The sequence below is a fragment of the Phenylobacterium sp. genome, assembly GCF_035944335.1.
GTDB lineage: Bacteria > Pseudomonadota > Alphaproteobacteria > Caulobacterales > Caulobacteraceae > Phenylobacterium.
The window spans coordinates 15,321-40,919 of the sequence record NZ_DASZBG010000118.1 but is presented as its reverse complement, the minus strand read 5'-3'; the positions used below and the strand labels follow the sequence as shown (position 1 = coordinate 40,919).

General features: G+C 70.0%; 29 protein-coding genes and 1 tRNA gene. 10 read left to right on the top strand and 20 right to left on the bottom strand.

All coding sequences use genetic code 11. The features are described from left to right. Nucleotides 1–8 precede the first annotated feature (8 nt). The 10 genes from accD to aroA form a co-directional block, all read right to left on the bottom strand. A complete protein-coding gene (gene accD / locus VGT80_RS18005; RefSeq protein WP_327458031.1) occupies nt 9–935 on the bottom strand; it encodes an acetyl-CoA carboxylase, carboxyltransferase subunit beta in 927 nt (308 codons plus the stop codon). A gap of 5 nt (nt 936–940) precedes the next feature. After that, nucleotides 941–1,774: a tryptophan synthase subunit alpha gene (gene trpA, locus VGT80_RS18000; protein WP_327458030.1), complete on the bottom strand. Its 834-nt coding sequence runs from the start codon at nt 1,772–1,774 to the stop codon at nt 941–943. Continuing rightward, nucleotides 1,771–2,991: a tryptophan synthase subunit beta gene (gene trpB / locus VGT80_RS17995; protein ID WP_327458029.1), complete on the bottom strand. Its 1,221-nt coding sequence runs from the start codon at nt 2,989–2,991 to the stop codon at nt 1,771–1,773. Before trpB ends, trpA begins: the two co-directional genes overlap by 4 nt. Nucleotides 2,992–3,029: 38 nt before the next feature. Beyond that, nucleotides 3,030–3,671: a phosphoribosylanthranilate isomerase gene (locus VGT80_RS17990; RefSeq protein WP_327458028.1), complete on the bottom strand. Its 642-nt coding sequence runs from the start codon at nt 3,669–3,671 to the stop codon at nt 3,030–3,032. 38 nt (nt 3,672–3,709) lie between these two features. Then, nucleotides 3,710–4,141 (bottom strand): large-conductance mechanosensitive channel protein MscL, encoded by a 432-nt coding sequence (mscL, locus tag VGT80_RS17985; RefSeq protein ID WP_414693926.1) that lies wholly within the window; start codon nt 4,139–4,141, stop codon nt 3,710–3,712. Between the two features lie 53 nt (nt 4,142–4,194). Beyond that, a complete protein-coding gene (locus VGT80_RS17980; protein WP_327458027.1) occupies nt 4,195–4,482 on the bottom strand; it encodes an integration host factor subunit beta in 288 nt (95 codons plus the stop codon). 161 nt (nt 4,483–4,643) lie between these two features. Then, a complete protein-coding gene (locus tag VGT80_RS17975; protein WP_327458026.1) occupies nt 4,644–6,602 on the bottom strand; it encodes a DUF3857 domain-containing protein in 1,959 nt (652 codons plus the stop codon). Nucleotides 6,603–6,707: 105 nt separating this feature from the next. Further along, nucleotides 6,708–8,417 (bottom strand): 30S ribosomal protein S1, encoded by a 1,710-nt coding sequence (gene rpsA, locus VGT80_RS17970; protein ID WP_327458025.1) that lies wholly within the window; start codon nt 8,415–8,417, stop codon nt 6,708–6,710. Between the two features lie 174 nt (nt 8,418–8,591). After that, entirely contained in the window at nt 8,592–9,239 is a 648-nt protein-coding gene (locus VGT80_RS17965; RefSeq protein ID WP_327458024.1) for a d(CMP) kinase, read from the bottom strand. Next, nucleotides 9,236–10,561 (bottom strand): 3-phosphoshikimate 1-carboxyvinyltransferase, encoded by a 1,326-nt coding sequence (gene aroA / locus VGT80_RS17960; RefSeq protein ID WP_327458023.1) that lies wholly within the window; start codon nt 10,559–10,561, stop codon nt 9,236–9,238. The genes VGT80_RS17965 and aroA overlap by 4 nt, the downstream gene beginning before the upstream one ends. 137 nt (nt 10,562–10,698) lie before the next feature. Here aroA and VGT80_RS17955 point away from each other — a divergent pair, with 137 nt between their 5' ends. The 7 genes from VGT80_RS17955 (at nt 10,699) to VGT80_RS17925 (ending at nt 14,981) form a co-directional block, all read left to right on the top strand. Continuing rightward, entirely contained in the window at nt 10,699–11,157 is a 459-nt protein-coding gene (locus VGT80_RS17955) for a TIGR02300 family protein (RefSeq protein ID WP_327458022.1), read from the top strand. Between the two features lie 164 nt (nt 11,158–11,321). Beyond that, nucleotides 11,322–11,397 (top strand) — tRNA-Ala (locus VGT80_RS17950). Between the two features lie 103 nt (nt 11,398–11,500). Continuing rightward, complete coding sequence (locus VGT80_RS17945) at nt 11,501–12,055, top strand: hypothetical protein (protein ID WP_327458021.1); 555 nt, start codon at nt 11,501–11,503, stop codon at nt 12,053–12,055. Nucleotides 12,056–12,081: 26 nt separating this feature from the next. Further along, a complete protein-coding gene (locus VGT80_RS17940; protein ID WP_327458020.1) occupies nt 12,082–12,801 on the top strand; it encodes a class I SAM-dependent methyltransferase in 720 nt (239 codons plus the stop codon). A gap of 32 nt (nt 12,802–12,833) precedes the next feature. Next, complete coding sequence (locus tag VGT80_RS17935) at nt 12,834–13,850, top strand: glycosyltransferase family 2 protein (protein ID WP_327458019.1); 1,017 nt, start codon at nt 12,834–12,836, stop codon at nt 13,848–13,850. Between the two features lie 7 nt (nt 13,851–13,857). Further along, a complete protein-coding gene (locus tag VGT80_RS17930; RefSeq protein WP_327458018.1) occupies nt 13,858–14,586 on the top strand; it encodes a class I SAM-dependent methyltransferase in 729 nt (242 codons plus the stop codon). Beyond that, nucleotides 14,583–14,981: a GtrA family protein gene (locus tag VGT80_RS17925; protein WP_327458017.1), complete on the top strand. Its 399-nt coding sequence runs from the start codon at nt 14,583–14,585 to the stop codon at nt 14,979–14,981. The genes VGT80_RS17930 and VGT80_RS17925 overlap by 4 nt, the downstream gene beginning before the upstream one ends. On the opposite strand, the gene VGT80_RS17920 is transcribed toward VGT80_RS17925, so the two are convergent. Together VGT80_RS17920 and VGT80_RS17915 are read right to left on the bottom strand one after the other, a co-directional pair. Next, nucleotides 14,978–16,129 carry a hypothetical protein gene (locus tag VGT80_RS17920; protein WP_327458016.1) on the bottom strand — a complete coding sequence of 384 codons (1,152 nt, stop codon included), beginning with the start codon at nt 16,127–16,129 and terminating at the stop codon, nt 14,978–14,980. The two genes, VGT80_RS17925 and VGT80_RS17920, sit on opposite strands and share 4 nt — an antisense overlap. Nucleotides 16,130–16,139: 10 nt before the next feature. Continuing rightward, nucleotides 16,140–17,426: a phytanoyl-CoA dioxygenase family protein gene (locus VGT80_RS17915; protein ID WP_327458015.1), complete on the bottom strand. Its 1,287-nt coding sequence runs from the start codon at nt 17,424–17,426 to the stop codon at nt 16,140–16,142. Between the two features lie 231 nt (nt 17,427–17,657). On the opposite strand from VGT80_RS17915, the gene VGT80_RS17910 reads away from it, so the two are divergent. Continuing rightward, complete coding sequence (locus VGT80_RS17910) at nt 17,658–18,077, top strand: Hsp20 family protein (RefSeq protein WP_327458014.1); 420 nt, start codon at nt 17,658–17,660, stop codon at nt 18,075–18,077. A 110-nt stretch (nt 18,078–18,187) separates the two neighbouring features. After that, nucleotides 18,188–18,442, top strand: a complete 255-nt coding sequence (locus VGT80_RS17905; protein WP_327458013.1) for a DUF1150 domain-containing protein — start codon at nt 18,188–18,190, stop codon at nt 18,440–18,442. A gap of 180 nt (nt 18,443–18,622) precedes the next feature. Here VGT80_RS17905 and ptsN read toward each other — a convergent pair whose 3' ends face one another. The 4 genes from ptsN to VGT80_RS17885 form a co-directional block, all read right to left on the bottom strand. Then, entirely contained in the window at nt 18,623–19,096 is a 474-nt protein-coding gene (gene ptsN, locus VGT80_RS17900; protein WP_327458070.1) for a PTS IIA-like nitrogen regulatory protein PtsN, read from the bottom strand. A 75-nt stretch (nt 19,097–19,171) separates the two neighbouring features. Continuing rightward, the gene (gene hpf, locus VGT80_RS17895; RefSeq protein ID WP_327458012.1) at nt 19,172–19,798 is read right to left on the bottom strand and encodes a ribosome hibernation-promoting factor, HPF/YfiA family; all 627 of its coding nucleotides are present in this window, start codon (nt 19,796–19,798) and stop codon (nt 19,172–19,174) included. Nucleotides 19,799–19,874: 76 nt separating this feature from the next. After that, the gene (gene rpoN / locus VGT80_RS17890; RefSeq protein WP_327458011.1) at nt 19,875–21,362 is read right to left on the bottom strand and encodes an RNA polymerase factor sigma-54; all 1,488 of its coding nucleotides are present in this window, start codon (nt 21,360–21,362) and stop codon (nt 19,875–19,877) included. 79 nt (nt 21,363–21,441) lie between these two features. Next, a complete protein-coding gene (locus VGT80_RS17885) occupies nt 21,442–22,152 on the bottom strand; it encodes a type II CAAX endopeptidase family protein (protein WP_327458010.1) in 711 nt (236 codons plus the stop codon). A 66-nt stretch (nt 22,153–22,218) separates the two neighbouring features. On the opposite strand from VGT80_RS17885, the gene VGT80_RS17880 reads away from it, so the two are divergent. Next, on the top strand, nt 22,219–22,941 hold the full coding sequence (locus VGT80_RS17880; protein ID WP_327458009.1) for a YafY family protein: 723 nt from the start codon (nt 22,219–22,221) through the stop codon (nt 22,939–22,941). Between the two features lies 1 nt (nt 22,942). Here the strand turns inward: VGT80_RS17880 and VGT80_RS17875 are convergent, their stop codons facing one another. The 4 genes from VGT80_RS17875 to lptC are packed head-to-tail and all read right to left on the bottom strand — an operon-like array spanning nt 22,943 to nt 25,599. Further along, the gene (locus VGT80_RS17875; protein WP_327458008.1) at nt 22,943–23,590 is read right to left on the bottom strand and encodes a hypothetical protein; all 648 of its coding nucleotides are present in this window, start codon (nt 23,588–23,590) and stop codon (nt 22,943–22,945) included. A gap of 11 nt (nt 23,591–23,601) precedes the next feature. Then, nucleotides 23,602–24,336 carry an LPS export ABC transporter ATP-binding protein gene (lptB, locus tag VGT80_RS17870; RefSeq protein ID WP_327458069.1) on the bottom strand — a complete coding sequence of 245 codons (735 nt, stop codon included), beginning with the start codon at nt 24,334–24,336 and terminating at the stop codon, nt 23,602–23,604. 28 nt (nt 24,337–24,364) lie between these two features. Next, nucleotides 24,365–24,943, bottom strand: a complete 579-nt coding sequence (locus VGT80_RS17865; RefSeq protein WP_327458007.1) for an LptA/OstA family protein — start codon at nt 24,941–24,943, stop codon at nt 24,365–24,367. A 32-nt stretch (nt 24,944–24,975) separates the two neighbouring features. Next, nucleotides 24,976–25,599, bottom strand: coding sequence for an LPS export ABC transporter periplasmic protein LptC (gene lptC / locus VGT80_RS17860; protein WP_327458006.1), 624 nt, complete (start codon nt 25,597–25,599; stop codon nt 24,976–24,978).

Here is a 25,599-nt window from a genome sequence, read left to right as displayed (position 1 = left end):
CGATGGTATCAGGCGGCGGAAAGGCGGGCGCGCCCCATCATCATGGTTCCCAGCAAGGACCCCAGCATGGCCGGCAGCTCGGGCCGCGTCACCACCCGGTCGATCATGCCGCGCTCCACCAGGAACTCGGCGCGCTGGAAGCCCGGCGGCAGGGTCTCGCGGATGGTCTGCTCGATCACCCGGCGGCCGGTGAAGCCGATCAGGGCGTTGGGCTCGGCCAGGTGGATGTCGCCCAGCATGGCGTAGGAGGCCATGACCCCGGCCGTGGTCGGGTCGGTCAGCACCACCACATAGGGCAGGCGCGCGGCCTTGACCTCGTTGACCGCCAGGGTGGTCCGCGCCAGCTGCATCAGGGACAGGATGCCCTCCTGCATGCGCGCCCCGCCCGAGGCGGTGAACACCACGAAGGGGACCTCGCGCCGCACCGCTTCCTGCGCCGCCTTGATGAAGGCCTCGCCCACCGCGGTGCCCAGCGATCCGCCCATGAAGGCGAAGTCCTGCACCGCCACGACCACCGGCTGGCCGTGGATGGTCCCATAGCCGATGGCCATGGCGTCCTGCTCGCCGGTCGCCTTGCGCGAAGCCTTCAGGCGATCCGGATAGGGCTTCACGTCGGGGAATTTCAGCGGGTCGTCTGGGGTGACGGGCGAGCCGATCCGCTCGAACTGGCCGTCGTCGAAGGTGTAGCGCAGGCGGGCCGCCGCCCCGATCCGCATGTGGTGGCCGGACGGCGTCACCCACAGGGCGGCCTCGAGGTCCGGGCGGTAGATCATCTCCCCGGTCTCGGGGCATTTGACCCACAGGTTCTCCGGCGTCTCGCGCTTGGAGAAGGCCTTGCGGATGCCCGGCGCGATGCGCGACAGCCAGCCCGAACGCTCTTTCGGCGCGGCGGCGGGACGTGCGGGCTTGTCGTTCTTTTGTTCAGCCATCGCCATGGGTCTTAGACCGTCTTCTGGCCGATCCGGGCAGCGCGGACAGCCTTAGCCAAGGATTCGGCTTTGAGAAGAACCCGGTCGGTCACGTCTTCGTTCATCTTCACCGCTTCGGCCACCTCGTCGACCAGCGCGGAGCCGACCACCACCGCGTCGGCCACCCGGGCTATCGCGGCGGCCCTTTCCGGAGTCTTGATGCCGAAGCCCACGGCGACCGGCAGGCCGGAGGCTGCGCGCACCGCCTCGACCCTCGGCGCCACGGCCTTTTCGTCGGCTTCCTTGACCCCCGTCACGCCCGCCACCGACACATAGTAGACGAAGCCCGACGTGCCCTTGACGATGACCTTCAGCCGCGCCGCGTCGCTGGTGGGCGTGGCCAGCCGGATCAGCGCCAGGCCCACCGGATCGAGGGCGTCGATCAGCGGCTGGGCCTCCTCCGGCGGGCAGTCCACCACGATCAGCCCGTCGACGCCCGCCTGCGCCGCGTCGCGGGCGAAGGCCTCGAAGCCGCGGTGCAGCAGCGGGTTCATATAGCCCATCAGGATGATCGGCGTGGCCGGGTCGCCCTCGCGGAAGGCCCGCACCAGCTCCAGCGTGCCCGAGAGCGTCATCCCCCCCGCCAGCGCCCTCTGCGCCGCCCGCTGGATCGGCGGCCCCTCGGCCATCGGATCGGAGAACGGGAAGCCGAGCTCGATGAGGTCGGCGCCCGCCGCCGGCAGGCCCTTGAGGATCTTCAGCGCCGTCGCCGCATCCGGATCGCCGGCCATCACATAGGCCACGAAGGCCGCCCGGCCATCGCGCTTCAGCTGCGCGAAGCGGGCTTCGATACGAGCCTTGGTCAAATGGTGCGCCCCAGGTGGGCGGCGACGGTGGCGACGTCCTTGTCGCCCCGGCCCGACAGGTTCAGCACCACGATCCCGTCCCGGCCCACGTCGCGCGTCACCACGTCGAGGCGGGCCAGCGCGTGCGCCGACTCGATGGCCGGCAATATGCCTTCCAGCTCCGCGCAGAGCTTGAAGGCGTCCAGCGAGTCCGCATCGGTGGCGGTGAGGTAGGTCGCGCGGCCCACGTCGTGCAGCCAGGCGTGCTCCGGACCGATGCCGGGATAGTCGAGGCCCGCCGAGATCGAATGGGCTTCCTCGATCTGGCCTTCGCCGTCCTGCAGCAGGTAGGTCAGGTTGCCGTGCAGCACGCCCGGCCGGCCGCCGTTGATGGCCGCGGCGTGGCGGCCGCTCGCCATGCCCTCGCCCGCCGCCTCGATCCCGAAGAGCTTCACCTCAGCGTCATTCAGGAACGGATGGAACAGGCCGATGGCGTTGGAGCCGCCGCCGACGCAGGCCACCACGGCGTCGGGCAGCCGTCCCTCGGCTTCCAGAATCTGCTCGCGCACCTCGCGGCCGATCACCGCCTGGAAGTCGCGGACCATGGCGGGATAGGGGTGCATGCCGGCCGCCGTGCCGATCAGGTAGTAGGTGTCTTCGACGTTGGTCACCCAGTCGCGCAGCGCCTCGTTCATGGCGTCCTTGAGGGTCGCCGAGCCAGCCGTCACCGGCCGGACCTCCGCGCCCAGCAGGTTCATGCGGAAGACGTTGGGCTTCTGCCGCGCCACGTCGACGGCGCCCATATAGACCACGCACGGCAGGCCAAAGCGGGCGCAGACGGTGGCCGTGGCCACGCCATGCTGACCGGCCCCGGTCTCGGCGATGATCCGGGTCTTGCCCATCCGGCGGGCCAACAGGATCTGGCCCATGCAGTTGTTGATCTTGTGCGAGCCGGTGTGGTTCAGCTCCTCGCGCTTCAGGTAGATCTTCGCCCCGCCGTAGTGGGCGGTCAGCCGCTCGGCGAAATAGAGCGGGCTCGGGCGGCCCACATAGTGGGTCAGGAAGCTCGTCAGCTCCGCCTGGAAGGCCGGATCGGCCTTGGCCGCCGCATAGGCCGCGTCCAGCTCGTGGACCAGCGGCATCAGCGTCTCGGGGACGTATTGTCCGCCGTAGTCGCCGAAGCGGCCCTTCGCGTCCGGATAGGCCGAATAGTCGTTGGGTCTGGCCAAGGAGGTCATGAATCTGGAGCGTTCACTGGGTCGCTGCGCGGCGCCGGTCAGGCCTTGCGGGCGGCGTCGAGGAACGCCGTGATCAAGGCGGGGTCCTTTAGGCCGGGACCGCGCTCCACGCCAGAGGAAACGTCCACGATCCGGGCGCCGGATTGCTGCACGGCCTCGGCCAGGTTCCAGCTGTCCAGGCCGCCGGCCAGGAACCAGGGCCGCTGGAAGCGGCGCCCCGCCAGCAGGCTCCAGTCGAAGCTCGAGCCCGTGCCGCCAGGCCGGGTCGCGTCCCTGGGCGGGCGGCCCTCGAACATCAGGTGGTCGGCGACGCTCTCATAGTCCGACGCGCGATCGAGGTCGGTGGCCTCGGAGACCGGGACCACCTTGATCACCCCGGCGCCGGTCCGGGCGGCGGCTTCGCGCACCCGCGCCGGCGTCTCCTTGCCGTGCAGCTGCAGGAAGTCGGGCCTCAGGCCCTCGGCGATCCGGTCGAGTTCGGCATCGCTCGGATCGACGACCACGGCCACGACCTTGGCCCGCCCGCGCACCGGCTCGGCCAGGCGGGCGGCGGCCTGGATGGCGATGTTGCGCGGGCTCGCGGCGAAGAACATGAAGCCCAGATAGGCCGCCTTGCCGTCCAGCGCCGCGCGCACGGCCTCGGGCGTCGTCACCCCACAGATCTTGGCGCTCACGCTCATGGCGCCGATTAGGGGGTTTGGAGGCGGGGCCGCAAGGCCTAGTGCCGCGTCGGGCCTTGCGGGGCCTGGGCTTTCAGGAGGTCGCGGATCTCCATCAGCAGGGCTTCCTGCGGCGGCGGCGCGCTCGCCTCGGACTCCGGCTTGGCCGCGTCGCGGCGGCGGATGGAATTGACCAGCTTGACCATCAGGAACACCACCCAGGCGATGATCACGAACTTGATCATGGTGTTCAGGAAGGCGCCGTACTGGATGGCCACCTCCTCGTTGACCTTGGTCGCCGGATTGTCGGGCTTCAGCACCCACTTGAGCTGGGCGAAGTCGATGCCCGAGGTGCCGAGGCCAACCACCGGCATCACGACCTGGTCGACCAGCGACTTGACGATGTCCCCGAACGCCGCGCCGAGGATCACGCCGACCGCCAGGTCGATCACGTTGCCGCGGGCGATGAACTCGCGGAATTCGCCCAGGATCGGGACCCGCCGGGCCGCCTGCAGGGGATCCGGCAGCTTGACGGACAAGGGGACTACTCGTCCGTGGCGTTGAGCCGCTCGCGCAGCTCCTTGCCGCTCTTGAAGAACGGCACATGCTTGGCGCGCACCGACACCGGCTCGCCGGTCCGCGGGTTGCGCCCGGCCCGCGCGTCGCGCGACCTCACCGACAGGGCCCCGAAGCCGCGCAGCTCCACGCGGCCGCCGTTCTCGAGGGCCTGGATCATGCGCTCCAGCACCACACCGACCAGGCGCTCGATGTCGCGCTGGGTGAGGTGCGGATTTTCCTCGGCAAGCTTGGCGATCAGTTCGGACTTGATCATGGGAACCCCTCGAACGGCGCGACCATGGAAGAGTCCGCCTTTGTATTCAAGGCGCAAATCGGGGTGACCACCCGTTAAGGCCAAGCTTGCTCGAAAATGTGGCGCGACAACCCAGGCGCGCAAGTCGCCGCTGCTCGCTTCCCGGGCCGCCGGCGCGGGCTTCAGCTCGGGGCGCGGACCAGGCCCTCGTCGGACGCCAGGATGCGCAGCCGGGGGTTGGCGGCCTGGGCCTCGGCCACCGGGATCTCGCGGGTGTCGGAGCGCAGCTGCGCCTGGAAGAAGGCCACCCCGCCGGCCAGGCCGGAGGACCGCGTCACCTCATAGCCGCCCACCCGCTCCGCGCCGTTCGGCCCGCGCACGATGAAGCCCTTGCCCTGGTCGGGCAGGACGATCTCGGTGCGGTTCAGCACGAACAGCGGGAAGGTCACCGCATAGGGCGCGTCGATCGCCGGGCCGGGCTCGCGCACCGGGAACGGCTTGATGCTCACCCGCGGCGCATCGGTGCGGTACTCGCGCACCCCGAAGTCGGGGTTCTTGCGCCAGTCCATGGTGGCCGTGCCGGTCAGGTCGATCTCGAAGGCGTCGTGGTCGGGATCGTCGCGCCAGTCGACGGTCTCCGGCTGAAGCCAGTTCATGGAGGCGGCCATCCGCTGCTTGAAGGTGCGGACGAAGTCCTCCTTCTGGGCGCGGCCGATGCTGGTGCGCACCGCGCTGGCCAGGTCGCCCACATAGCGGAAGCTCAGCTTCACCGGGGCCGGCGCATCCAGGCCCTTCGAGGCGTCGATCCGCAGGCTGGTCTGGGTCATGGGCTCGGGCGGCGCGGGCTCGGGGATCGCCTCCAGCGGCGCGCCCTCGACCCGGAGCGGCAGGGCCCACCGATGCGGCGGCGGGCGCAGCGAGGCGAGACCGCCCTGGTCGCCGGCCCGGGTGCCGTCCAGCCAGTAGACCTGGCCCTTGATGACAGCCCGCACGATCACGTGGTTGAAGGCCGCCAGCGACGGCTCGCGCTCGTTCATCCCGTCGCCGCCGCCCAGGCTGACCAGCGCCGGCTCGGCCTGGACGCCAAGCTCCTTGAGCAGCGCCAGCAGCAGCACGGTCTTGCCCTTGCAGTCGCCGAACCGCCGGCTCCAGGTCTCGTCGGCGGCGGCCGGCACATAGCCGCCCTCGCCCATCAGCAGCGCCAGGTAGCGCACCTTCTGCTCGACCGCCTGCAGCGCCAGGAAGGCCCGCACCCTGGGATCTGGGCTGCGCGCCGCGATGGCGGCGGCCTCGGCCTTGATCGGCGAGTCCGGCTTCAACTGCGCGGCCTTGATGAAATGCGGCGCCATCAGCCGCGACACATCCTTCCAGTCGGCGAAGCTGGAGGCCTCCAGCGTGCCCACCCGGGCGTAGCGCAGCGGCGCGCCGGTGGGCGCCCGCGGCGCGCGGACATCGTGCAGGTCGAGGGTCAGCCAGGTGCGGCCGTCGTGACTGGCCGCCGACGGGGCGGGGAAGCCCGGTTCGGCCCGCCAGCGCACCGGGTCGCCCTGCGGCCAGGAAATCGCCACCCGATAGCGCGCCGCCAGGCCCGGGAAGCGTTCGGCCTCCAGGTCGTAGGAGCGGCCCTGCACCACCGGATCGCGCCGGATGCGGGTGAAGGCCACGTCGAGGATGTCGCCCACCTGCAGGCCGTCGAGCTGGCGGGTGGCGCTCATCCGCCCGTCCAGCATGGCCTTTTCCAGGTTCTGCTCGCGGCGCAGCACCAGCATGGCCTTGCCGTCGCCCAAGAGGTCGATGGTCTTGCCGTCGCGGATGATCTTCAGGTGGTGCAGGATCAGCTGTTCGGTGGACGGATCCCAGGTCTGGGTGATGGTGTTGAGCCCGGCCAGGGCCTCGGGCTTCAGCACCTTGACCGCGCGGCGGTTGTATTGGGCGTCCCCCGCCGGATCGAGGCGAATCTGGTCGTCGTCCAGCAGCACCTGGAACGCCGAGGTCGCATCGGGGTTCGCCGCGTTGGGCAGCTCCGCCGGCTGCACCCAGGCGGGCGGCGGGCCATAGCTCGGCTTGTCGTCGGCCGCCGCGGGACCAGCGAAGGCCAGCGCGAGCGGAACGGCCGCCGCGAACATCCAGAACCGAACCAAGCGCGCATCTCCCCTACTCGCCCCACGATAGAGGCAAGTCGTGAAAAGAAAACGGCGGACCGGTGTCCCGATCCGCCGTTCCGGTTTCCGTCCTGAAACGGAAGACTAGTCCTTCTTGGCCTTTTCGCGCAGGGCCGCGCCCAGGATGTCGCCCAGGGACGCGCCACTGTCGGAGGAGCCGAACTTCTCGATGGCTTCCTTCTCCTCGACCATCTCCAGCGCCTTGATCGACAGCGACATGCGGCGCGCCGCCTTGTCGATGTTGGTGATCTGGGCGTCGACCCGGTCGCCCACGGCGAAGCGCTCGGGGCGCTGGTCGGCGCGGTCTCGGCTGAGGTCCGACTTGCGGATGAAGGCCGTCATCGGCGCTTCGTCCTCGCCGAACTTCACCTCGATGCCGCCCGAGGTGACCTCGGTGACGGTGGCGGTGACGGTCTGGCCCTTGCGGAAGCTGTCGCCCTGCAGGGGGTCGCCGGCCAGCTGCTTGATGCCGAGCGAGATGCGTTCCTTCTCGACGTCGACGTCCAGCACGCGGGCCTTGACCATCTCGCCCTTGGTGTAGCGCGCGATGGCTTCCTCGCCCGGCGCCGTCCAGTCGAGATCCGACAGGTGCACCATGCCGTCGATGTCGTTGTCGAGGCCGATGAACAGGCCGAACTCGGTGGCGTTCTTGACCTCGCCTTCCACGGTCGAGCCGACGGGATGGGCCTCCACGAAGGCGTCCCACGGATTGGCCATGGCCTGCTTGAGGCCCAGCGAGATGCGGCGCTTGGAGGCGTCCACGTCCAGCACGACGACTTCCACTTCCTGGGAGGTGGAGACGATCTTGCCGGGGTGCACGTTCTTCTTGGTCCAGCTCATTTCCGAGACGTGAACCAGGCCTTCGACACCGGCTTCCAGCTCCACGAAGGCGCCGTAGTCGGTGATGTTGGTGATCCGGCCGGTGAACTTGGCGCCCACCGGGTACTTGGCTTCCACGCCGTCCCACGGGTCGGACTGCAGCTGCTTCATGCCCAGCGAGATGCGCTGGGTGTCGGGGTTGATCTTGACGATCTGCACCTTGACCGTGTCGCCCACCGCCAGGACCTGGCTCGGGTGGGAGACGCGCTTCCAGCTCATGTCGGTGACGTGCAGCAGGCCGTCGATGCCGCCCAGGTCCACGAACGCGCCGTAGTCGGTGATGTTCTTGACCACGCCTTCGCGGACTTCGCCTTCCTGCAGCTGGCTGACCAGCTCGGTGCGCTGTTCGGCGCGGGCTTCCTCGAGAATCGCGCGACGGGAAACAACGATGTTTCCCCGGGGTCGATCCATCTTGAGGATCGCGAACGGCTGCTCGCGGCCCATCAGGGGGCCGACGTCGCGCACCGGACGGATGTCGACCTGCGAACCGGGCAGGAAGGCGGAGGCGCCGCCGAGGTCGACGGTGAAGCCGCCCTTCACGCGGCCGACGATGGAGCCGTTCACCGGCTCGTTGCGCTCGTAGATGGCTTCCAGGCGCGTCCAGGCTTCCTCGCGGCGGGCCTTCTCGCGGCTGATCACCGCTTCGCCCAGCGCGTTCTCGACGCGCTCCAGGAACACCTCGACGTTGTCGCCGGCCTTGATCTCGATCTGCTGGCCGTTCTCGTCGCTGAATTCCTTCAGGGAGACGCGGCCTTCGGTCTTCAGACCGACGTCGATGATCGCGAAGTCCTTCTCGATGGCCACCACCTTGCCGTGGACCACCTGGCCCTCCATCAGGTCGCGTCCGCCGAGGGATTCCTCGAGCAGGGCGGAGAAATCGTCGCGGGAGGGATTGAGGCTCATATCGTCAGCCATGTTCACTTCATCTCTTCAATGACGCAGGGGTCCGCGCTGCATCCGCAGTCGGACGGATTTCCCCACATCGGTTAGGGGTTGGACCGAGTGGCGCGGGAATACCCGCACCGGTTCATTCTGCCCGCAGCCGTCCGAGGGTGAGGCGCGGTTGGATTTGCCAAGCCGGGAATAGTCCTAGGACCCATCCCAACGGGCGCGCGCCGCCTCGACGATGCGGCGGGCCGCATCGGCGGCCTGCTCTATAGTCATTTCGGAAGTGTCGAGCAACACCGCGTCAGGCGCGGGCCGCATGGGCGCGTCGTCGCGGCCGCCGTCGCGGGCGTCGCGAATATGGATGTCGGCGAGCACCTCGTCCAGGCTCACCGGCTCGCCTTGGGCCTTGAGCTGTCGCCACCGCCGTTGCGCCCGCACCTGCGGCGAGGCCGTGACGTAGAGCTTGGCAGGCGCCTGCGGGCAGATCACCGTGCCGATGTCGCGTCCGTCGAGGACCGAGCCCTGCTCCTGGCTGGCGAAGGTGCGCTGGAATTCCAGGAGCGCGCTGCGCACATGGGGATGCACCGCCACCTGGCTGGCAAGCTCGCCCGCCTCGCGGGTCCGCAGCGCCGGGTCGCTCAGCTGGTCGGCGGTCAGCGTCGCCGCCGCCGCGGCGCAGGTCTCCGGATCCCCCAGCCCGCCGGCCCGCGCCGTCAGCACCCCCACCGCCCGATAGAGCAGGCCGGTGTCGAGCACCGGCAGGTCGAACGCCTTTCCGAGCCCGGTGGCGATGGTCCCCTTGCCCGAGGCCGCCGGCCCGTCCACCGCGATGACGAAGGGACCTTTCAACTCCCGATCTCCCCGCCCAGGCTGCGCATCAGCGCCTCGAAGCCCGGGAAGCTGGTGGCGATCATGCCCGGCTGGTCCACGGCCACGGGCGCTTCGCTGGCCAAGCCCAGCACCAGGTGGCTCATGGCGATGCGGTGGTCGCCGTGGGTCGTCACCCGCGCCCCGCCGGCCACCCCATGATTGGCCCTGCGCGACCCGATCACCGTCATCCCCTCCGGCTCCTCCTCGACGCCCACGCCGCAGGCGGCGAGGCCGGCCGCCATCAGCGCCAGCCGGTCGCTCTCCTTGACCCGCAGCTCCGCCAGGCCGCGCATCACCGTCGCGCCCTCGGCGAAGGCCGCCGCCACGCCGAGGATCGGATATTCGTCGATCATCGAGGGCGCCCGCTCCGGCGGGACCGTCACGCCCCGCAGGCGCGAATGCCGCGCGGTGAGGTCGCCCACCGGCTCGCCGCCTTCGTCGCGCAGGTTCGCGACGGTCAGGTCGGCGCCCATCTCCTTCAGGGTCCCGAACAGGCCGGTGCGCAGCGGATTGAGCAGCACGCCCTCCACCGTCACCTCCGAGCCGGGCGTGATCAGCGCCGCCACGATCGGGAAGGCCGCCGAGGACGGATCGCCCGGGACGCGCACCGCGGTCCCCGTCAGCGTCTGCCCGCCCGGCAGCACGATCCGCCGCCCCGCCCCGTCGTCGCTCACCGCCACCGTGGCCCCGAACGCCCGCAGCATCCGCTCGGTGTGGTCGCGCGTGGCCTGCGGCTCGATGACCTCGGCCCCGCCGGCCGCCTGCAGCCCGGCCAGCAGCACGGCCGATTTCACCTGGGCCGAGGGCTCCGGCAGGCGATAGGCGATGCGCCTCAGCCCCCCGCCGTGCAGGGTGAGCGGCAGCCGCTCGCCGGCGCTGGCCGTCCAGGTCGCGCCCATTTCGCCCAGCGGCTTGAGCACGCGGCGCATGGGACGGCCGCGCAGGGACTCGTCCCCGGTGAAGGTCGCCGAGATCGGGAATCCCGCTGCGGCCCCCAGGATCAGCCGCACGCCGGTGCCGGAGTTGCCGCAATCGACCACGTCGGCGGGCTCGGCGAGCCGCCCGCGGCCCACCACCCGCCAGCGCCCGTCGGCGATGCGCACGACCTCGGCGCCGAAAGCGCGCATGGCGTCGGCCGTGCGCAGCACGTCCTCACCTTCGAGCAGGCCTTCGATGCTGGTTTCGCCGGTCGCCAGCGCGCCCAGGATCAGGGCGCGGTGGGAGATGGACTTGTCCCCCGGAGCCCGCACGCGCCCCGCGAGGGGGCCGGCGCGGCTGGCGGTCAGTAGGGCCGCCGTCATCGGTCGAAAACGAGCCTCCCGCAGGCTTCGGAATTCACGAGGGGGATTGCTTTTGACAGTCGCGTTCGCCCATGGCAAGGGAGCCCGCCTTCCGCGACACCCGCCACCTCACCTGACACCTCAGAGGCAAGCTCACATTGGCCAATCCCGAGCTGGGCGCAAAACAGATTTGCCCCAACTGCCAAGCGAAATTCTACGACCTCACCAAGCGACCGGCTCATTGCCCGAAGTGCGGGACCGAGTTCGATCCTGACGAGGCGATCCGCAATCGCCGGGTGCGAGCCCGCGTCGTGACCCCCGAACCCGAGCCCGATGACGAGCGCGAGGATCAGGTCGCCGAAGCCGCCGAGGCGGACGAGGAAGAGGAAGAGGAGGTCGTCACCCCCGAGCTGGACGCCGTGGTGGACGATCCGCCGATCGCCAGCGACGAAGACGAGGACGACACTGTCGACCCCGTGGTCAGTCCGGTCAGCGAGGACCTCGGCGAGTTCACCGACGAGGAAGAGGTCGAGGACGACGCCGACGTGCCCTTCCTGGAGGAGGAGGACGACGACTTCGACGATTCCGAGATCGAGGTGCCCGGCGACGACGAATAGGGCGCCAGAATCTTGCCCCGGCGGGCGGCGCGACGAAATTCGCCTGCCAAAAAAACGCGTCGGGCCGGTCTTGATCGGGCCGAGGTGTTTGAATAGGTTCCGCGCCTCCCGCGGGGCCCGCCCCTGCGGGGCGACCACCCGGAGACCAACCCAGAGACCACCCTGGGGCTATAGCTCAGCTGGTAGAGCGCTTGAATGGCATTCAAGAGGTCAGCGGTTCGACTCCGCTTAGCTCCACCATGAAGGCCCGCCGGACACCCCGGCGGGCCTTCTCCGTTTCAGGGCCGTTGCGGAAAGCCCGGCGGGAAGGCTATCGAGAGCCGAATCCTCCAGGAACCTGATCATGCGCACCTCCACCGCCTTCGTCGCCCTCTTCGTGCTCGGCCTCCTCACCGCCTGCAACCAGCCCAAGGCCCGCGACACGGCCGCCGACAACAGCGGACCGTTGCGCGCCCCGGGCGTCGCGGCGGCCCCCGACACCCTGCCCGGCGCGCCCGCCCAGGCCCCGATCTCCGCGGGGCTGACGCTGCGGCCGGAGTTCCCGGCCTTCTATCTCGACCGGATCAACGAGGCCCACGACCCGCTGAAGAACCCCGCCACCCTCTCGGGCAATGTGCCGCTGGAGATGACCGGCTTCGGCTTCGACGGCGTGGCCAAGGCGCCGGCCAAGGGTGTCGACCTGGACATCGACGGCCGCTTGTTCGGCACCGCCTACGGCTCGCCGCGCCCGGACGTGGCCTCGGCCAACAAGGTCCCGGCGCTGGGGGCCAGCGGCTACAAGGCGGTGCTGCCGCCCGGCGCCCTGAAGCCCGGCAAACACCAGGTGGTCGTGCGCGTCGTGACCGCCGACGGGACCGGCTACTACCAGTCTCCGGTCATCAACTTCACGGTCCAATAGTGTTCGGCAACGGCAAGGAGCCGCCGGTGACCACCAATGTGATGTGGCGCGACGTGCCGCTCGAGGCGCTGCACACCATCGACGAGCAGATCTATCCGCCGCAGCCGCATTCCCTGCCGATCCCCAACGAGGTGCTGCGCGAGGCCGCCGCCACCGCCGACCTGGCGGCCTTCTTCGCCATCGGCGAGGCCTGGTCGCAGATGGTCGCCCACTACCTGCCCAGGGACGCCCGGATCGTCGACATCGGCTGCGGCTGCGCCAAGCTCGCCCGCTGGTTCTACGTCATCCCCGGGGTGACCTACGTCGGCATCGACCTGTTCGCCCCCTCGATCCGCTGGTGCCAGAAGGTGTTCGCGCCCTATCGCGACCGCTTCGAGTTCGTCCACTTCGACGGCCATTCGGAGGTCTACAATCCGAACGGCAAGATCAAGTCGTCGGAATACGTCCTGCCTCTGGAGGACCAGGAGGTGGACATGACCGTCTGCGGGTCGCTGTTCACCCACCTCCTCGAGGATGACGCGCGGCACTACCTGGCGGAGATCTGCCGGATCGCCAAGCCGGGCGGCCAGGCGATCATCTCGATCCATGACAAGCCCAAGAACGGCCGCTTCGAGGGCGATGAGGTGCGCATCGACATCTCCGACCGCTACTTCCGCCAGATGTGCGCCGAGGCCGGCATGCCGGTGGCCGAGCAGATCGGCGTGATCTACGGTCAGACCGCCTACCTGCTGCGCCGCCCGGCCTGAGCGGCGCCGCGGCAGGTCGGGGAAGAGGCCAGATGACGGACACCACGCGCACAGGCCGCGCCCGGCGACGCGCGGCCGCGACGAAGACCGCGCCGGCGGGCCAGCGCTCGCGCCGCGGCAAGCGGCTGAGCCTGATCATTCCCATGCACAACGAGGCGCCGGTGCTGGACGCCCTGTTCGAGCGCCTCGACGCCACCGTGGGCGGGCTCAAGCTCGCCCTGGAGATCATCTGCATCGACGACGGCAGCCGCGACGACACCCTCGAGCGGCTCCGCCTCCGGGCCGCGACCGACGCCCGCATCCGCGCCATCTCGCTGTCGCGCAACTTCGGCAAGGAGGCGGCGCTCACCGCCGGCCTCGAGGCCGCCACCGGCCAGATGATCGTGCCGCTGGACGCCGACCTGCAGGACCCCCCCGAGCTGATCGCCGAGTTCGTGACGCTGTGGGAACAGGGCTATGACGTGGTCTACGGCGTCCGCTCCGACCGCAGCAGCGACACGCCCCTGAAGCGCACTACCGCCGACCTGTTCTACCGGCTGTTCAACAGCGTCTCCGACTATCCGATCCCGGCCTCCACCGGCGATTTCCGGCTGATGGACCGCTGCGTGGTCGAGGCGCTGAACCGCCTGCCGGAGCGCAACCGCTTCATGAAGGGCCTGTTCGCCTGGGTGGGCTTCAAACAGGTCGGCGTGGCCTATGTGCGCCCCGCGCGCCTGGCCGGCGAGACCGCCTGGGGCTACCGCAAGCTGTTCCGCTTCGCCGTCGACGGGGTGACCGCCTTCACCACCGTGCCCCTGCGCATCTGGACCCTGGTCGGCATCGGGGCGGCGATCGCGGCGCTGATCACCGGCGTCGGCCTGATCGTCCGCGTGCTGATCGTCGGGCGCGACGTGCCCGGCTACGCCTCGCTGATGGTCGCCCTGCTGTTCGGCTTCGCCCTGCAGATGATCGCACTCGGCGTGATGGGCGAATACATCGGGCGGATGTACCAGGAGGTGAAGGGCCGGCCGACCTACCTGGTCAAGGACCGCATCGGCTTCGACGCCTAAGAGACCCATGGAACGCGCCATCTACGACCAGATGCGGGTGCTGCAGCAGGACCATTGGTGGTTCGCCGCGCGCCGCGCGATCCTCAGCCATCAGATCGCCCGCCTGCCGTTGCCCCGGCCCGCCCAGATCCTCGAGGCCGGCTGCGGCCCCGGCGGCAACCTCGCCATGCTGCAGCGGTTCGGCGAGGTCTGCGCCATCGAGCCGGACGACGCCTCGCGCGCCTACGCCGCCGAACACTCCGGCGCCGATGTGCGCTCGGGCCTGCTGCCCCAGTCGGCCCCGGACTTCGGCAAGGCCTTCGACCTGGTCGCCGCCTTCGACGTGATCGAGCACGTGCCCGACGACGCCGGCGCGGTGGCGCGGCTGGGCCAATACCTCAAGCCCGGCGGCTACATGATCACCACCGTGCCGGCCAACGCCTGGATGTGGAGCGACCACGACGCCGCCCACCACCACAAGCGCCGCTACGCCATGGCCGCCTACCGGCGGTTATTCGAGAATGCCGGGCTCGAGGTGCGCCGCGCCAGCCACTTCAACACCCTGCTGTTTCCGCCGATCGCCGCGGTGCGCCTGGCCAAGAACGCCGCGGGCCTGACCGGCGGCGACGAAACCATGCCGGCCCGGCCGCTGAACGGCCTCCTGAAGGCCGTGTTCGGGGCCGAGCGCGCCTTGCTGGCCGCGGCCGACCTGCCGTTCGGCGTCTCGATCCTCCTGATCGCCCGGCGCAAGCCGTGAGCGGGGCGCGCGGCGAGATCGTCCGCCAGGGCGGGACCTTCCTGGTCGTCGGCCTCGCGGCCACCGCCGTCCATGCCCTGGTCTCGCTCGCCGCCCGCGACCTGGGCCACGCCAGCCCGGTGGCCGCGACCGCCTGCGGCTACCTCGCCTCGGTGGGCATCTCCTACCTCGGCAATGCGCGCTTCACCTTCGGACGGCCGGCGCTGCACGGGGCGCAGTTCGTGCGTTTCCTGGTGGTCTCGCTGAGCGGCTTCGCCGCCAACCTGGCGATCACCTGGCTGCTCTCCAACCGGCTGGGCTGGCCGTTCCCCGCGACGCTGGCGGTGATCGTGGTGGTGATCCCGGCCCTGACGTTCAGCGCCTCGAAGCTCTGGGCCTTCGCGGCGCGAAATTAGGCGTCGGCGACGTCGAAGAGGTGGTCTGGGGTTTCATAGTAGCCGCCCCCGTCGGCGGCGATCACCCGCACGCGCACGGCATGGCTGCCTGGCGCCAGGCTCTGGGGGGCCAGGGTCAGGACAAATCCGCAAGCCGTTAATTCGGCGTCGTTCTGGGACTTGGCGACGTCGTCGCGCCGCAGGCCGTAGCGCGCCTCGTAGGCGACGCCGTCCACCACCAGGTCGACGCCCCTGGCCAGCTTGCGCCCCGGCCCGTCGAAGGCGAAGCCGCGCAGATCGATCGGCTCGGACGCCGGGGTCGCGGCGTGCGGGTTGTTCAGCGGATCGAAGGCCGCGCCGGCCCTGTCCAGATAGGCCGGGCTGTAGTCGAAGCGGCGCGGGAGGCCGTCCGAGGGGCCGGGCTTCAGGTCCTCCAACCGCCTGCCCATGAGTTCGTCGCGCGACACCTCGCTGCCCGTCACCGCCGCCGGCGGCTTGCCGGGGAACGGGGAGACGGTCTGCGGCTGGAAGGCCACGGGCAAGGCCTGCGCGGCGCCCGAGGCGCCGGCCTCCTGCGCCGGCGGGGGCGGCTCGTTGAAGTCGCGTCGCCAGACCACGCCCTCGCGCAGCGGCTTGGCCGGCGAGCCGGCGGCGATGCAGCCGGCCGGCAGCTTGCCGACCACGATGGACCCCGCGCCGACGATCGCGCCGTCGCCGATCTCCGCGCCCTTCATCACCAGCACCCGCGTGCCCAGCCACACCCGGTCGCCGAGCACGATCGGCTTGGGCGGATTGACCCGCTCGCCGGTCCGGACGTCGTAGATCGGATGGACGTCGCTGACGTCCATATGAACCTCTTCGGACAACATGCAGCCTTCGCCGATGGTGATCTCGCCGGGCTCGTGGGTGGCGATGCCCAGGCCCGTGGCGGTGGTGCCGCGGCCGATGCGGATCACCGCCCCGCCGCGCACCACATGGATCATGCCGCCGATATCGCAGTCGTCGCCGATCTCCAGGATCGAGTCGTCGCCGCGGATCCAGATCGAGGCGCCCAGCCGGACGTTGCGGCCGATGCGGATGCGGTTGCCGCGGCCGCGCACCTCGACCGGGCCGAGCGGCTCGCTCTCGATCTCCAGGACGGTTCCGGCCGCGATGAACTCGAGGGGCATGGCCCGCGACCTAGGCCGTGAGCTCGCCCTCGTAAAGGACTCCCGGCATGCCGCTGGAGTCGTAGTAGACCACCGCCCCTTCCGCGAAATAGTGGCCGACGATCGAGCGCCGCGACTTCTCGCGGTCGAGCCGCATCGAGCCGGCGTGCATCAGGTTCTCGTGCCAGATCAGCACCGTGCCCGCCTTGGGGCGATAGATCTCGCGCGTGAACTTGCCGCTCTCCAGCAGGGACGTCCACACCGCCACCACCTTCTCGCCGAACTCGGTCCAGTCGCCGGTCACCTTGGCCAGGTCGGCGTCCTTCATATAGACGCGCGGCAGCCGGTGGCTCTTCGGGAAGACGACGAGCTCGCCCGAATCGGGCTGCACGTCCTCCAGGGCCGACCACACGCCGCACATCCGCCCGGCCGGGAACGGCGTCAGGTGGATGGTGTCCTGGTGGTACTGCTGCTCGGAACCGAACACATAGGTCAGCGACTGGCAGGGCCGGGCGGGCGCCTCGAAGATCAGCGTCAGCATCCGCAGCACGGTCGGGTGCAGCCACAGCTCGCGGATCGCCGGATATTGGTTGTGCAGGTTGTGCAGCCTTTGGCTCACACCCCACTCATAGCCCTCGATCTTCTTCTCGACGGCATCGTCCAGGGCGGCGTTCAGCCGCCCGAGCAGGGGCTGGTCGATCACGTCGGGCAGGACGAGGTAGCCCTCCTCGGTGAACTGGCGAAGCGCGGCGATCTCGGCGTCGTTGGCCGCGCCGCTCGCCTTGAGGTGCGCCAGGTGCGCCTCGATCTCGGCGGGGGCGCGGTCGTACCAGGCCTTCAGCCCCGGGTCGTCGTAGTCGTAGAGGCCGGCGTCGCACAGATCGATCACCGCGGGCACGCCGGTGCGCTTGAGGCTGTCGCGCGTCGCCTCGGCCAGCGGACCCTCGTTGCGCGCCTTCACCGTCAGCGTGCGCTCCGCGAGCGGACCGCCGGCGTCGCTCAGCTCCAGCCGCAGCCTGGCCGGACCGTTGCCGAGCAGGTGGCCGTGCACCGCCAGCCAGCCCTGCTGCGGCTCGGCGGTCAGCTGGACGGTCTTCTCGAAGGCGGGCTTGGCCGCCTCGCCCAGGAACACCCGCAGCGTCGCCTGGCGCGCCTCGGCGGCCTGCAGCGTCGTCTCGACGACGATCAACCCCGAGGTCGGCACGCTCTCGGCGGCCGCCGCCGCGCCCAGCGTGACCCCGGTCGAATCCGGGACAGGCCGCTCGGCCACCAGGGTGTCGCCGCGGTTGCGGTCGAAGAAACGAAGAATTGAACGCACGGGAAAGGGTCCATGGCTGGTCGACGCGGCGGGCGCGCGTCGCGGATGCAAACCAGCCGCGCATCTGTCCCCGCGTCAAGCGAGGAAACCTGCGTCTCGACCGCGCGGGCACTCGGCCGGCGCATTGAAAAGGCGCCCCGCCGCCCCCACATCAAGCTTGTCCGGACGAGCCGCGCCGCTGCCGGGCGGCCCGCCCGGAGAGTCGCTTCACTGCGAGGACTCTGAAAGGCGATGAACCGGTCGATTCTCTTCGACAGCCCCTTCCTTCTGGGCTTCGAGCACACCCGCGCCCTGGTCGAGCGCGCCGCCAAGGCGGCCGCCGAAAGCTATCCCCCCTACAATGTGGAGGACCGCGGCGACGGGGGCATTCGCATCACCTTGGCCGTCGCGGGCTTCTCGCCCGACCAGCTGGAGGTGAGCGTCGAGGATCGCCAGCTGGTGGTCGCCGGCAAACGCGACGCCGGGACCAAGCCCGAGGAGGCCTATCTGCACCGTGGCATCGCCGCGCGGGGGTTCATCCGGACCTTCGTCCTGGCCGACGGCATGGCGGTGGATGGGGCGACCCTGGAGCATGGCCTGCTCCACATCGACCTCGCCCGGCCCGAGCCGGAGAAGCGAATTGTGAAGGTGCCGATCCGCTCCGCCAGCTAGGCGGCGCAGGCGGCAGATAGAGGCGCCGGATGGTCCGGCGCCTGGTGAGCCTAGGATGGCCGGCTGAACCGGCGACCATTCGAAGCGTTCAGTTTCCCGGAGGTGGTCTTATGACACCTGTTTTGACATCCGAAGCGTTCGCGGCCCTTGGCGCCCCGCAGCTGGTCTATGTGCGGCCCGTGAAGGCCGCCGAGATCATCGCGAGCACCCCCTCGGCCCAGATCCAGGGGATCGAGCTCGATCCCAATCAGACGCTCTATGCCGTCCACCGCGCCGACGGCGAACGCCTCGCCGTCCTCACCGACCGCGACTCCGCGGTCGCCGCGGCCCTGGCCCACGAACTGGCGCCGGTTTCGGTCCACTAGCCGCATCCAGGGGATGTCATCCCGGTTTTCGCCGCACGCGAAAGACCGGGACCCTCATCGCCTGATCCCTGAAAACTGAATCGAAGGCTTCGCCGCCGCAGATCCGCCTCCGCCATCCGGCGCAGGGGGTCCCGGTCTCCAGCCTGCGGCTGAAACCGGGATGACACGCGTTGGGAGGCCCTAGGCCGCGCTCGGGCGCGCCGCTTCGCTTTCCTGGACCAGGATGGCGTGGATGGCGTCGGCCGTGCGGGCCTGGCGCAGGCGCTCGCGCACCGAGGCCTGGCGCAGCAGGCGTGACACCCGGGCCAAGGCCCTCAGGTGCTCCGCGCCGGCGTCCTTGGGCGCGAACAGGGCGAACAGCAGGTCGACCGGCTGGTCGTCCACCGCGTCGAACTCCACCGGATGCTCCAGGCGCACGAAGACGGTGCGCATGCGCTGCAGGCCCTCGATACGGGCGTGCGGGGCGGCCACGCCATGGCCAACACCCGTCGAGCCGGCCAGCTCGCGCTCGGTGAGCGCGTCCAGCACCTCGCCGACGTCGAGGCCGAAGTTGCGGGCGGCGATCTCGGAAATCACCGCCAGGGCCTGGCGCTTGTTGGCGGCGCTCACCCGCAGGGAGATCGCGCTGCGGTCCACGAGGTCGCCGATGTTCATCTGTGTCAACGAAAGCTCACAACCTGGGCCCTGCCCATCGGGGCGGGGTCGTTTAGAACGGAGCCTCCCAAGCGTCTAGTGCGACGCAGTGGTTCCCTTGGCCCCGTCCCCCTCAGCGCGGCTGCGTTCAGGGTCGATCCAACCGATATTTCCGTCGGGCCGGCGATATACCACCGAAAATCCGCCATGCGCCGCGTTTCGGAACACGATTGTTTGAGATTCGGTCACGTCCAGCTCCATGACCGCCATCGCAACGGTCATGGTGCGGATCGGCTTCTCGGTCTCGGCGATCACCACCGGCTCCGGGAAGCTCATCTCCTCCCCGTCCTCCAGCGAGTCGTCCTCGTCCTCGACGGGTTGCAGGATGAAATAGGCCGCGGTTTCCGCCTGCCGGGCCTGGGCCTGCAGATGGTGATCTTTCAGGCGCCGCGAGTAGCGGCGGACCCGGGTCTCCATCTTCTGCAGGGCGGCGTCGAAGGCCATGTGGGCGTCGCCGCCCACCCCGTGGGTGGTGAGCTGGGCCCCGCTGGCCAGCGTGACCGCGCAGTCGACCTTGAAGGCGTTGCCCTCCTTGGTGACCACCACGTCGGCCCCGCCGCCGCGGTCGAAATACTTCTCGATGCTGTTGGAGATTTCGTCGGAGACCCGCGTGCGCAGGGCCTCGCCGACGTCGACGTGCTTGCCGGTGACTTGGACTTGCATGGAGTGATCAACGCGCCGCGGCGCCGATGGTGTCAACGGTCCCGCTTGGCGTTTCCGAACACGCTTAAGTGCGTGCCTAAACCGCAGCCTTGAGCATGCGCCGCCGCTCCACCGACGAGGGGATGCGCATCGCCTCGCGGTACTTGGCGACCGTGCGCCGGGCGATGTCGACGCCGGCCTCCTTGAGGATTTCCACGATCCGGTCGTCGGAGTGGACGTCCTCCTCGCGGGCCTCGGCCTCGATCAGCAGGCGGATCTTGTGGCGAACGCTCTCGGCGGAGTGCGCCTCGCCGCCCTCGGTCGCCTGGATCGCCGAGGTGAAGAAGAACTTCAGCTCGAACAGCCCCCGCGACGTGGCGATATATTTGTTGGAGGTCACCCGGCTGACCGTCGACTCGTGCATGCCGATCGCCTCGGCCACGGTCTTCAGGTTCAGCGGCCGCAGGTGCTCGACCCCGAAGGCCAGGAAGGCGTCCTGCTGGCGCACGATCTCGGAGGAGACCTTCAGGATGGTGCGGGCCCGCTGGTCGAGGCTCTTCACCAGCCAGTTAGCCTGGGCCATGCAGTCGGCCACGAAGGCCTTCTCCTGATCGGAGCGGGCCGCCTTCGACACCTGGGCGTGGTAGCGCTGGTCGACCAGCAGGCGCGGCAGGGTGTCGGAGTTCAGCTCCACGTGCCAGACGCCGCCCAGGCCCTCCTTCACGAATACGTCCGGCGCCACCGGCTGGGAGGGCTCGCCGCCGAACGCCGCGCCGGGCCTGGGCGTCAGCGCCTTCAGCTCGGCCACCATCTCGCGCAGGTCCTCGTCATCGACCCCGCAGGCGCGCTTGAGCGCGGTCATGTCGCGCTTGGCGAGCAGTTGCAGGTTGTCCAGCAGGGCGGCCATGGCCGGATCGAAGCGGTCGCGCTCCACCAGCTGCAGCATCAGGCATTCGCGCAGGTCGCGAGCCCCGACGCCGGTCGGCTCGAAGCCGTGGATCACGCCCAGCACCTCTTCCACCAGCGCCAGGTCGCAGCCCAGGCGCTCGGCGATCTCGCCGAGGTCGATGCGCAGATAGCCGCCCTCGTCGACGGAATCGATCAGCACGGTGGCGACCGCCATCTGCTTCGGCGTCAGCCCGGCCACCGCCAGCTGGTCGTGCAGGTGCTCGGCCAGGGTCTTCTCGCGGCTCAGGCTGTCCTCCAGCCCGTCGAGGTCGCCGTCGAACCCGCCCTTGCCGGCCTTGGACCAGTCCACCGAGCCGCCGGCGTCGGCGGCGCCCGGCGCTTCCGGGGCGTCACCCGTGGCGTGCTCGCCGGGCGAGGCCTCGTCGTGGGTGACATCCATGTCGGCGGCGGCCTCGGCCGCGTCGGAGACCTCGGTCGCCACCGCGTCGGGCGGCGGCTCGGCGGCCGGCTCCTCCGGCTCGTCGCGCTGCAGCAGCGGGTTGCGCTCCAGCTCCGCCTCGACGAAGGCTTCCAGCTCCAGGTTCGACAGCTGCAGCAGCTTGATCGCCTGCTGCAGCTGGGGCGTGATGACGAGCCCCTGCCCCTGTCTGATCTCGAGCCGCGCGCTGAGCGCCAAGGAAGTCCCCTCTGGCCTGTTTCTTGCTCGGCGAGGCTAGAGGGCGAACCCACACCGATTGGTTAACCGCGGCGGCTTTTCAGCCGAGCAGCGATTTCGCGACCAGGCGCTCGACGTCGAAATAGATCATCGCCAGCGCCGTCAGGTCGAAGGCCGCGTGGGCGATCATCGACAGCCAGAGCCGGCCGGTGAGCGCGAACAGGGTCCCGAACACGAGGCCGGTGATCGCGGCCTGCTCGACGCCGGCGAGGCCCTGGTTCGCATAGTGCCCCGCCGCGAACGCGGCGGAAGTGACGAGCACGGCGACCGCCCTGGCGGCGGGGCGCAGGCCGAGCAGCTTTCCCAACCGCTCGAAACCGAAGCCGCGGAAGGTCGTCTCCTCGCCGAACCCCGCGCCGACGATCATGCTGAAGATCGCGCCCGGCAGCGCCGCGGGGTTGTGGGCCAGCACGTGGTAGGCCTGGTTCACCGGATCCGCGCCGAGCAGTGGCATGACCGCCGCCTTCATGACGAGCTTCAGGGTCACGCCCGCGAGCACGCCGAGCGCCAGAACGCCGGCCCAGCTCTTCGGCCTGGCGAAGCCCAGCTCGCTCAGCGGCGTCCGCGACGCCGCCGCCCAGGCCAGCACCAGGAGCCCGCTGATCGGGATCGTGTAGAAGCCGGGCGCCACCAGGCCGCCGGGCAGCATGACCACCACGATCCCCAGCAGCCCGAGAGGGCCGAACCCGCGCAGCGACGCGGCGAGCCCGTCGCCGTCCCGTCCCGCCGCGCTCGCCTCGCGCCCGCTCATGGCCCAGCTTACCACCGCTTGCGCCGAACCCCTCCTGGCAGCATTGTGTCAGCAGGGGACCAAACCATGCGACGCGCCGACCGCCTGTTCCAGATCATCCAGATCCTGCGGCGCCACCGGGGGCCGGTGACCGCCGAGGTGATCGCCGGCGAACTGGAGACGTCCAAGCGCACGGTCTATCGCGACATCGCCGACCTCGCGGCACAGCGGGTGCCGATCCGCGGCGAGGCTGGGGTCGGCTACGTGCTGGACAACGGCTTCGACCTGCCGCCCCTGATGCTGACCCAGCCGGAGGTGGAGGCCGCCGTCCTGGGCGCCCAATGGGTCGCCAGCCGCGGCGATCCGGAACTGGCTCGCGCCGCCCAGGACCTGATCGCAAAGATCGGCGCGACGGTGCCGGAGCGCCTGCGCCCCCTGGTGCTGGAGCCCGCCACCCGCGCCGTGCCCAACTACCGCAGCATGCCGGACCGGCTCGACATGGGCGCCGCGCGCCGCGCGATCCACACCGGCCGCAAGATCCGCCTGGTCTATCGCGACGAGCAGGAGCGGGAGACCGAGCGCATCGTCTGGCCCTTCGCCATCGGCTACCACGAGGCCGTGCGCCTGTTGATGACCTGGTGCGAGCTGCGCCAGGACTTCCGCAGCTTCCGCACCGACCGGGTCGCCACCGTCGAATTCCTCGACGACCGCTATCCCGACCGTCCCGCAAGCCTCAGGGCGAAGTGGCACAAGCACGCCATGGCCGAGGGCGAACGCATGCGCGCCGCGCACAAGGCCGCGGCGGAATGAGCTAGTTCAGTTCGACCCAGGCGGGCGGCCTCGCAAAGCGCACGGCCACGGCGCCTTGCGTCTTCGCGGGGTTGAACACCGGCACGCCCTTTTCCAGCGGCAGCGGCGCGCGGCGTCCATCGGCGAAACGCACCTCGCCGCCGCTGGCGCCGTGGAACAAGGCCTCGGTGATCTTGGGGGCCATGAAAGCCATCGGCCCGGCGACCTTGCGCACCCCAGCCGCGGCCTGGACCACCGCGACAGCCAGGTCGCGGGCGTCCATCTCGGCGGCGGGCGGGGCCGTGGGCACGACGTCCATCACCACGTTGAACGTCACCTTCTGGTCCGTCGCGATCAGCAGCTTGGCGCCCTCCAGCTGGGCGAGCGTCGGCAGCCGCTGGACGCGGCCCTCGACCAGGGTCAGGGGCGTGCGCATCCCGCCCTCGACGATCCACATGGCCAAGGTGACGGGCCGGCCGTCCTGGCGGAAGACATAGCTCGGGGTGAAATGGCTGCGCTCGGCGGCCGGCAGCTTCAGGAAGGTCTCCAGGTAGGGGAACGCCTTCTTCAGGTCGACCAGCTTGTCGGCCGCGGACGCGGGCCCCGCCATGACGGCCGCGACGGCGGCGAGGAGCAGGGTTCGTCGGGCGATCGTCGTCATCTCGGCCATCAGCTCGGTCGTCAGGTGAAGCGGTCGCCCAGATAGACCCGGCGCACTTCCGGGTCGTCGACGATCTCGTCGGGACGGCCCTCGAACAGCACCTCCCCGGCGTGGATGATCGAGGCGCGGTCGATGATGTCCAGCGTCTCGCGCACATTGTGGTCGGTGATCAGGATGCCGATGCCGCGCGCCTTCAGATAGGTGATCACCTCGCGGATGTCGGCGATGGCCAGGGGATCGATCCCGGCGAAGGGTTCGTCCAGCAGCATGAACGCCGGCTCGGACGCCAGGGCGCGGGCGATCTCCACCCGCCGCCGCTCGCCGCCCGACAGCGAATTGGCCGGCGCGTTGCGCAGGTGCTCGATGTGCAGCTCTTCCAGGAGCTCGGTGACCAGGGTGCGCGCCTTCTTGCGGTCGCGCTCGCGCAGCTCGACCACCGCCATCACGTTCTCGCCCACCGTCATGCCGCGGAAGATCGAGGTCTCCTGCGGCAGATAGCCGACCCCCATCCGGGCGCGCTGGTACATGGGCAGCTCGGTGATGTTCTCCCCGTCGAGGTAGATCGCGCCGTAGTCGGCCGGGATCAGGCCGGTGATCATGTAGAAACAGGTGGTCTTGCCCGCCCCGTTCGGGCCGAGCAGGCCCGCCACCTCGCCGCGGCGCAGGCGCAGCGAGACGCCCTTGACCACGCTGCGGCCGCGGAACGACTTGCCGACGTTGTCGACGACCAGGCCCTCGCCCGCGAGGCCGGGCAGGCTTGCGAGGCGGTCCTGCTTCAAGGGATCACCGAGGCTTGCCGGCGGCCGGCTTGGCCGCGCCAGCGTCCGGGTTGTCCGACTGGTTGGGATAGAAGACGCCGCGCACGCGGTTGGGCTGGTTGCGGCCGGTGTTGACGCCGACCATGTGGCCTTCGCCGGTCTGGGTGTTGATCACCATGCGCTCGCCGCGCATCACGTTCTTGTCGCGCACGGCCGTGACGTCGCCGGTGACCGTCAAGGTGGTGCTTTGCGCCTCATAGACCGCGGCGTTGCCATGCACCCGCTGCTCGGGCGTCATGTAATAGACCGAACCCAGCGCCTCGATGCGATCGAGGTCGCCGCACGCGCCGCTGGCGCTGCCGGCCTTGGCCTTCTTGGCCATGAAGATCTTCAGGGTGTCGGTCCGCAGCCGCGCATTGTCCTGCAGGGCCTCGACGCTGCCGGTCCACACCGAGAGGCACTGCTCGTTGAAGACGTCGTTGTGGTCGCCCGTCACGTCCACCGGCGCCTTGTTGTTCTGCGACAGCTGGGCGGCCACCGGCCCGGCGGCGGCGGCGAGGCCCAGCGCGAGCGTCGCGGTCAGGGTGGTCAGCAGGCTCTTCATCGGCTCATTCCAGCAGGATCGCGCAGCGGGCGCTACTTCTTCGGATAGAACCGCGCGTGGGCGCGGCCCTGGAAGACCATGTGGTCGCCCTTTTCATAGACGCCATAGGACGTCGCATCGATATCTCCAAGAGGCCCGGACCCGTGAACCGGGCCTGAACCGACCAGGTCTCCGGTCTTGGTGTCGAACTTCGATTCGGCGGTCTCCAGGGTGCCCTGGGAGGATGACATGCGCAGCCCGCCGCTCAGCTCCAGCTTTCCGGTCTGCTCATGGAAGACGCCCTTGGCGGACACGATCCGCGTCGGGTCGGAGCCCTGCTCGTCCAGCACCAGGGCCGGGCGGTCGAGATAGACCTTCTGGTATTCCTGCGGATCGCGGGTGGCGCTGGCGGCGGTGACCACGAAGGCCCGCCCGCGCGCGTCGCGGCCCACGAAGCGGGGGTTGATCAGGCGGATCGGCTGGTTCGCCTCCTGCGCCGGCTCGACGGTGGGTTTCATGGCGTTGTAGGCGATCGAGGCGCCGAGCCCCGCCAGGATCAGCACGATCAGCGTGGGGCCGACGACCCTGAGCACCCGGATGATCCGCGAGCGGCGGCGCCACCGCTCGATGTTGCGGCCTCGCAGGACGGCGGCGGTGGGGGCCGACTGGGCGGTCAT

What these genes read in the sequence shown, in the direction of transcription:
- VGT80_RS17935 (WP_327458019.1), top strand. Translation starts at nt 12,834, where the DNA reads ATGACGGACACCACGCGCACAGGCCGCGCCCGGCGACGCGCGGCCGCG.
- VGT80_RS17880 (WP_327458009.1), top strand. Translation starts at nt 22,219, where the DNA reads ATGCGACGCGCCGACCGCCTGTTCCAGATCATCCAGATCCTGCGGCGC.
- VGT80_RS17920 (WP_327458016.1), bottom strand. Translation starts at nt 16,129, where the DNA reads ATGCCCCTCGAGTTCATCGCGGCCGGAACCGTCCTGGAGATCGAGAGC.
- VGT80_RS17905 (WP_327458013.1), top strand. Translation starts at nt 18,188, where the DNA reads ATGACACCTGTTTTGACATCCGAAGCGTTCGCGGCCCTTGGCGCCCCG.
- VGT80_RS17990 (WP_327458028.1), bottom strand. Translation starts at nt 3,671, where the DNA reads ATGAGCGTGAGCGCCAAGATCTGTGGGGTGACGACGCCCGAGGCCGTG.
- hpf (WP_327458012.1), bottom strand. Translation starts at nt 19,798, where the DNA reads ATGCAAGTCCAAGTCACCGGCAAGCACGTCGACGTCGGCGAGGCCCTG.
- aroA (WP_327458023.1), bottom strand. Translation starts at nt 10,561, where the DNA reads ATGACGGCGGCCCTACTGACCGCCAGCCGCGCCGGCCCCCTCGCGGGG.
- VGT80_RS17930 (WP_327458018.1), top strand. Translation starts at nt 13,858, where the DNA reads ATGGAACGCGCCATCTACGACCAGATGCGGGTGCTGCAGCAGGACCAT.
- rpsA (WP_327458025.1), bottom strand. Translation starts at nt 8,417, where the DNA reads ATGGCTGACGATATGAGCCTCAATCCCTCCCGCGACGATTTCTCCGCC.
- VGT80_RS17980 (WP_327458027.1), bottom strand. Translation starts at nt 4,482, where the DNA reads ATGATCAAGTCCGAACTGATCGCCAAGCTTGCCGAGGAAAATCCGCAC.
- trpB (WP_327458029.1), bottom strand. Translation starts at nt 2,991, where the DNA reads ATGACCTCCTTGGCCAGACCCAACGACTATTCGGCCTATCCGGACGCG.
- VGT80_RS17875 (WP_327458008.1), bottom strand. Translation starts at nt 23,590, where the DNA reads ATGGCCGAGATGACGACGATCGCCCGACGAACCCTGCTCCTCGCCGCC.
- VGT80_RS17865 (WP_327458007.1), bottom strand. Translation starts at nt 24,943, where the DNA reads ATGAAGAGCCTGCTGACCACCCTGACCGCGACGCTCGCGCTGGGCCTC.
- VGT80_RS17885 (WP_327458010.1), bottom strand. Translation starts at nt 22,152, where the DNA reads ATGAGCGGGCGCGAGGCGAGCGCGGCGGGACGGGACGGCGACGGGCTC.
- ptsN (WP_327458070.1), bottom strand. Translation starts at nt 19,096, where the DNA reads ATGAACATCGGCGACCTCGTGGACCGCAGCGCGATCTCCCTGCGGGTG.
- VGT80_RS17910 (WP_327458014.1), top strand. Translation starts at nt 17,658, where the DNA reads ATGAACCGGTCGATTCTCTTCGACAGCCCCTTCCTTCTGGGCTTCGAG.
- VGT80_RS17945 (WP_327458021.1), top strand. Translation starts at nt 11,501, where the DNA reads ATGCGCACCTCCACCGCCTTCGTCGCCCTCTTCGTGCTCGGCCTCCTC.
- accD (WP_327458031.1), bottom strand. Translation starts at nt 935, where the DNA reads ATGGCGATGGCTGAACAAAAGAACGACAAGCCCGCACGTCCCGCCGCC.
- lptC (WP_327458006.1), bottom strand. Translation starts at nt 25,599, where the DNA reads ATGACCGCCCAGTCGGCCCCCACCGCCGCCGTCCTGCGAGGCCGCAAC.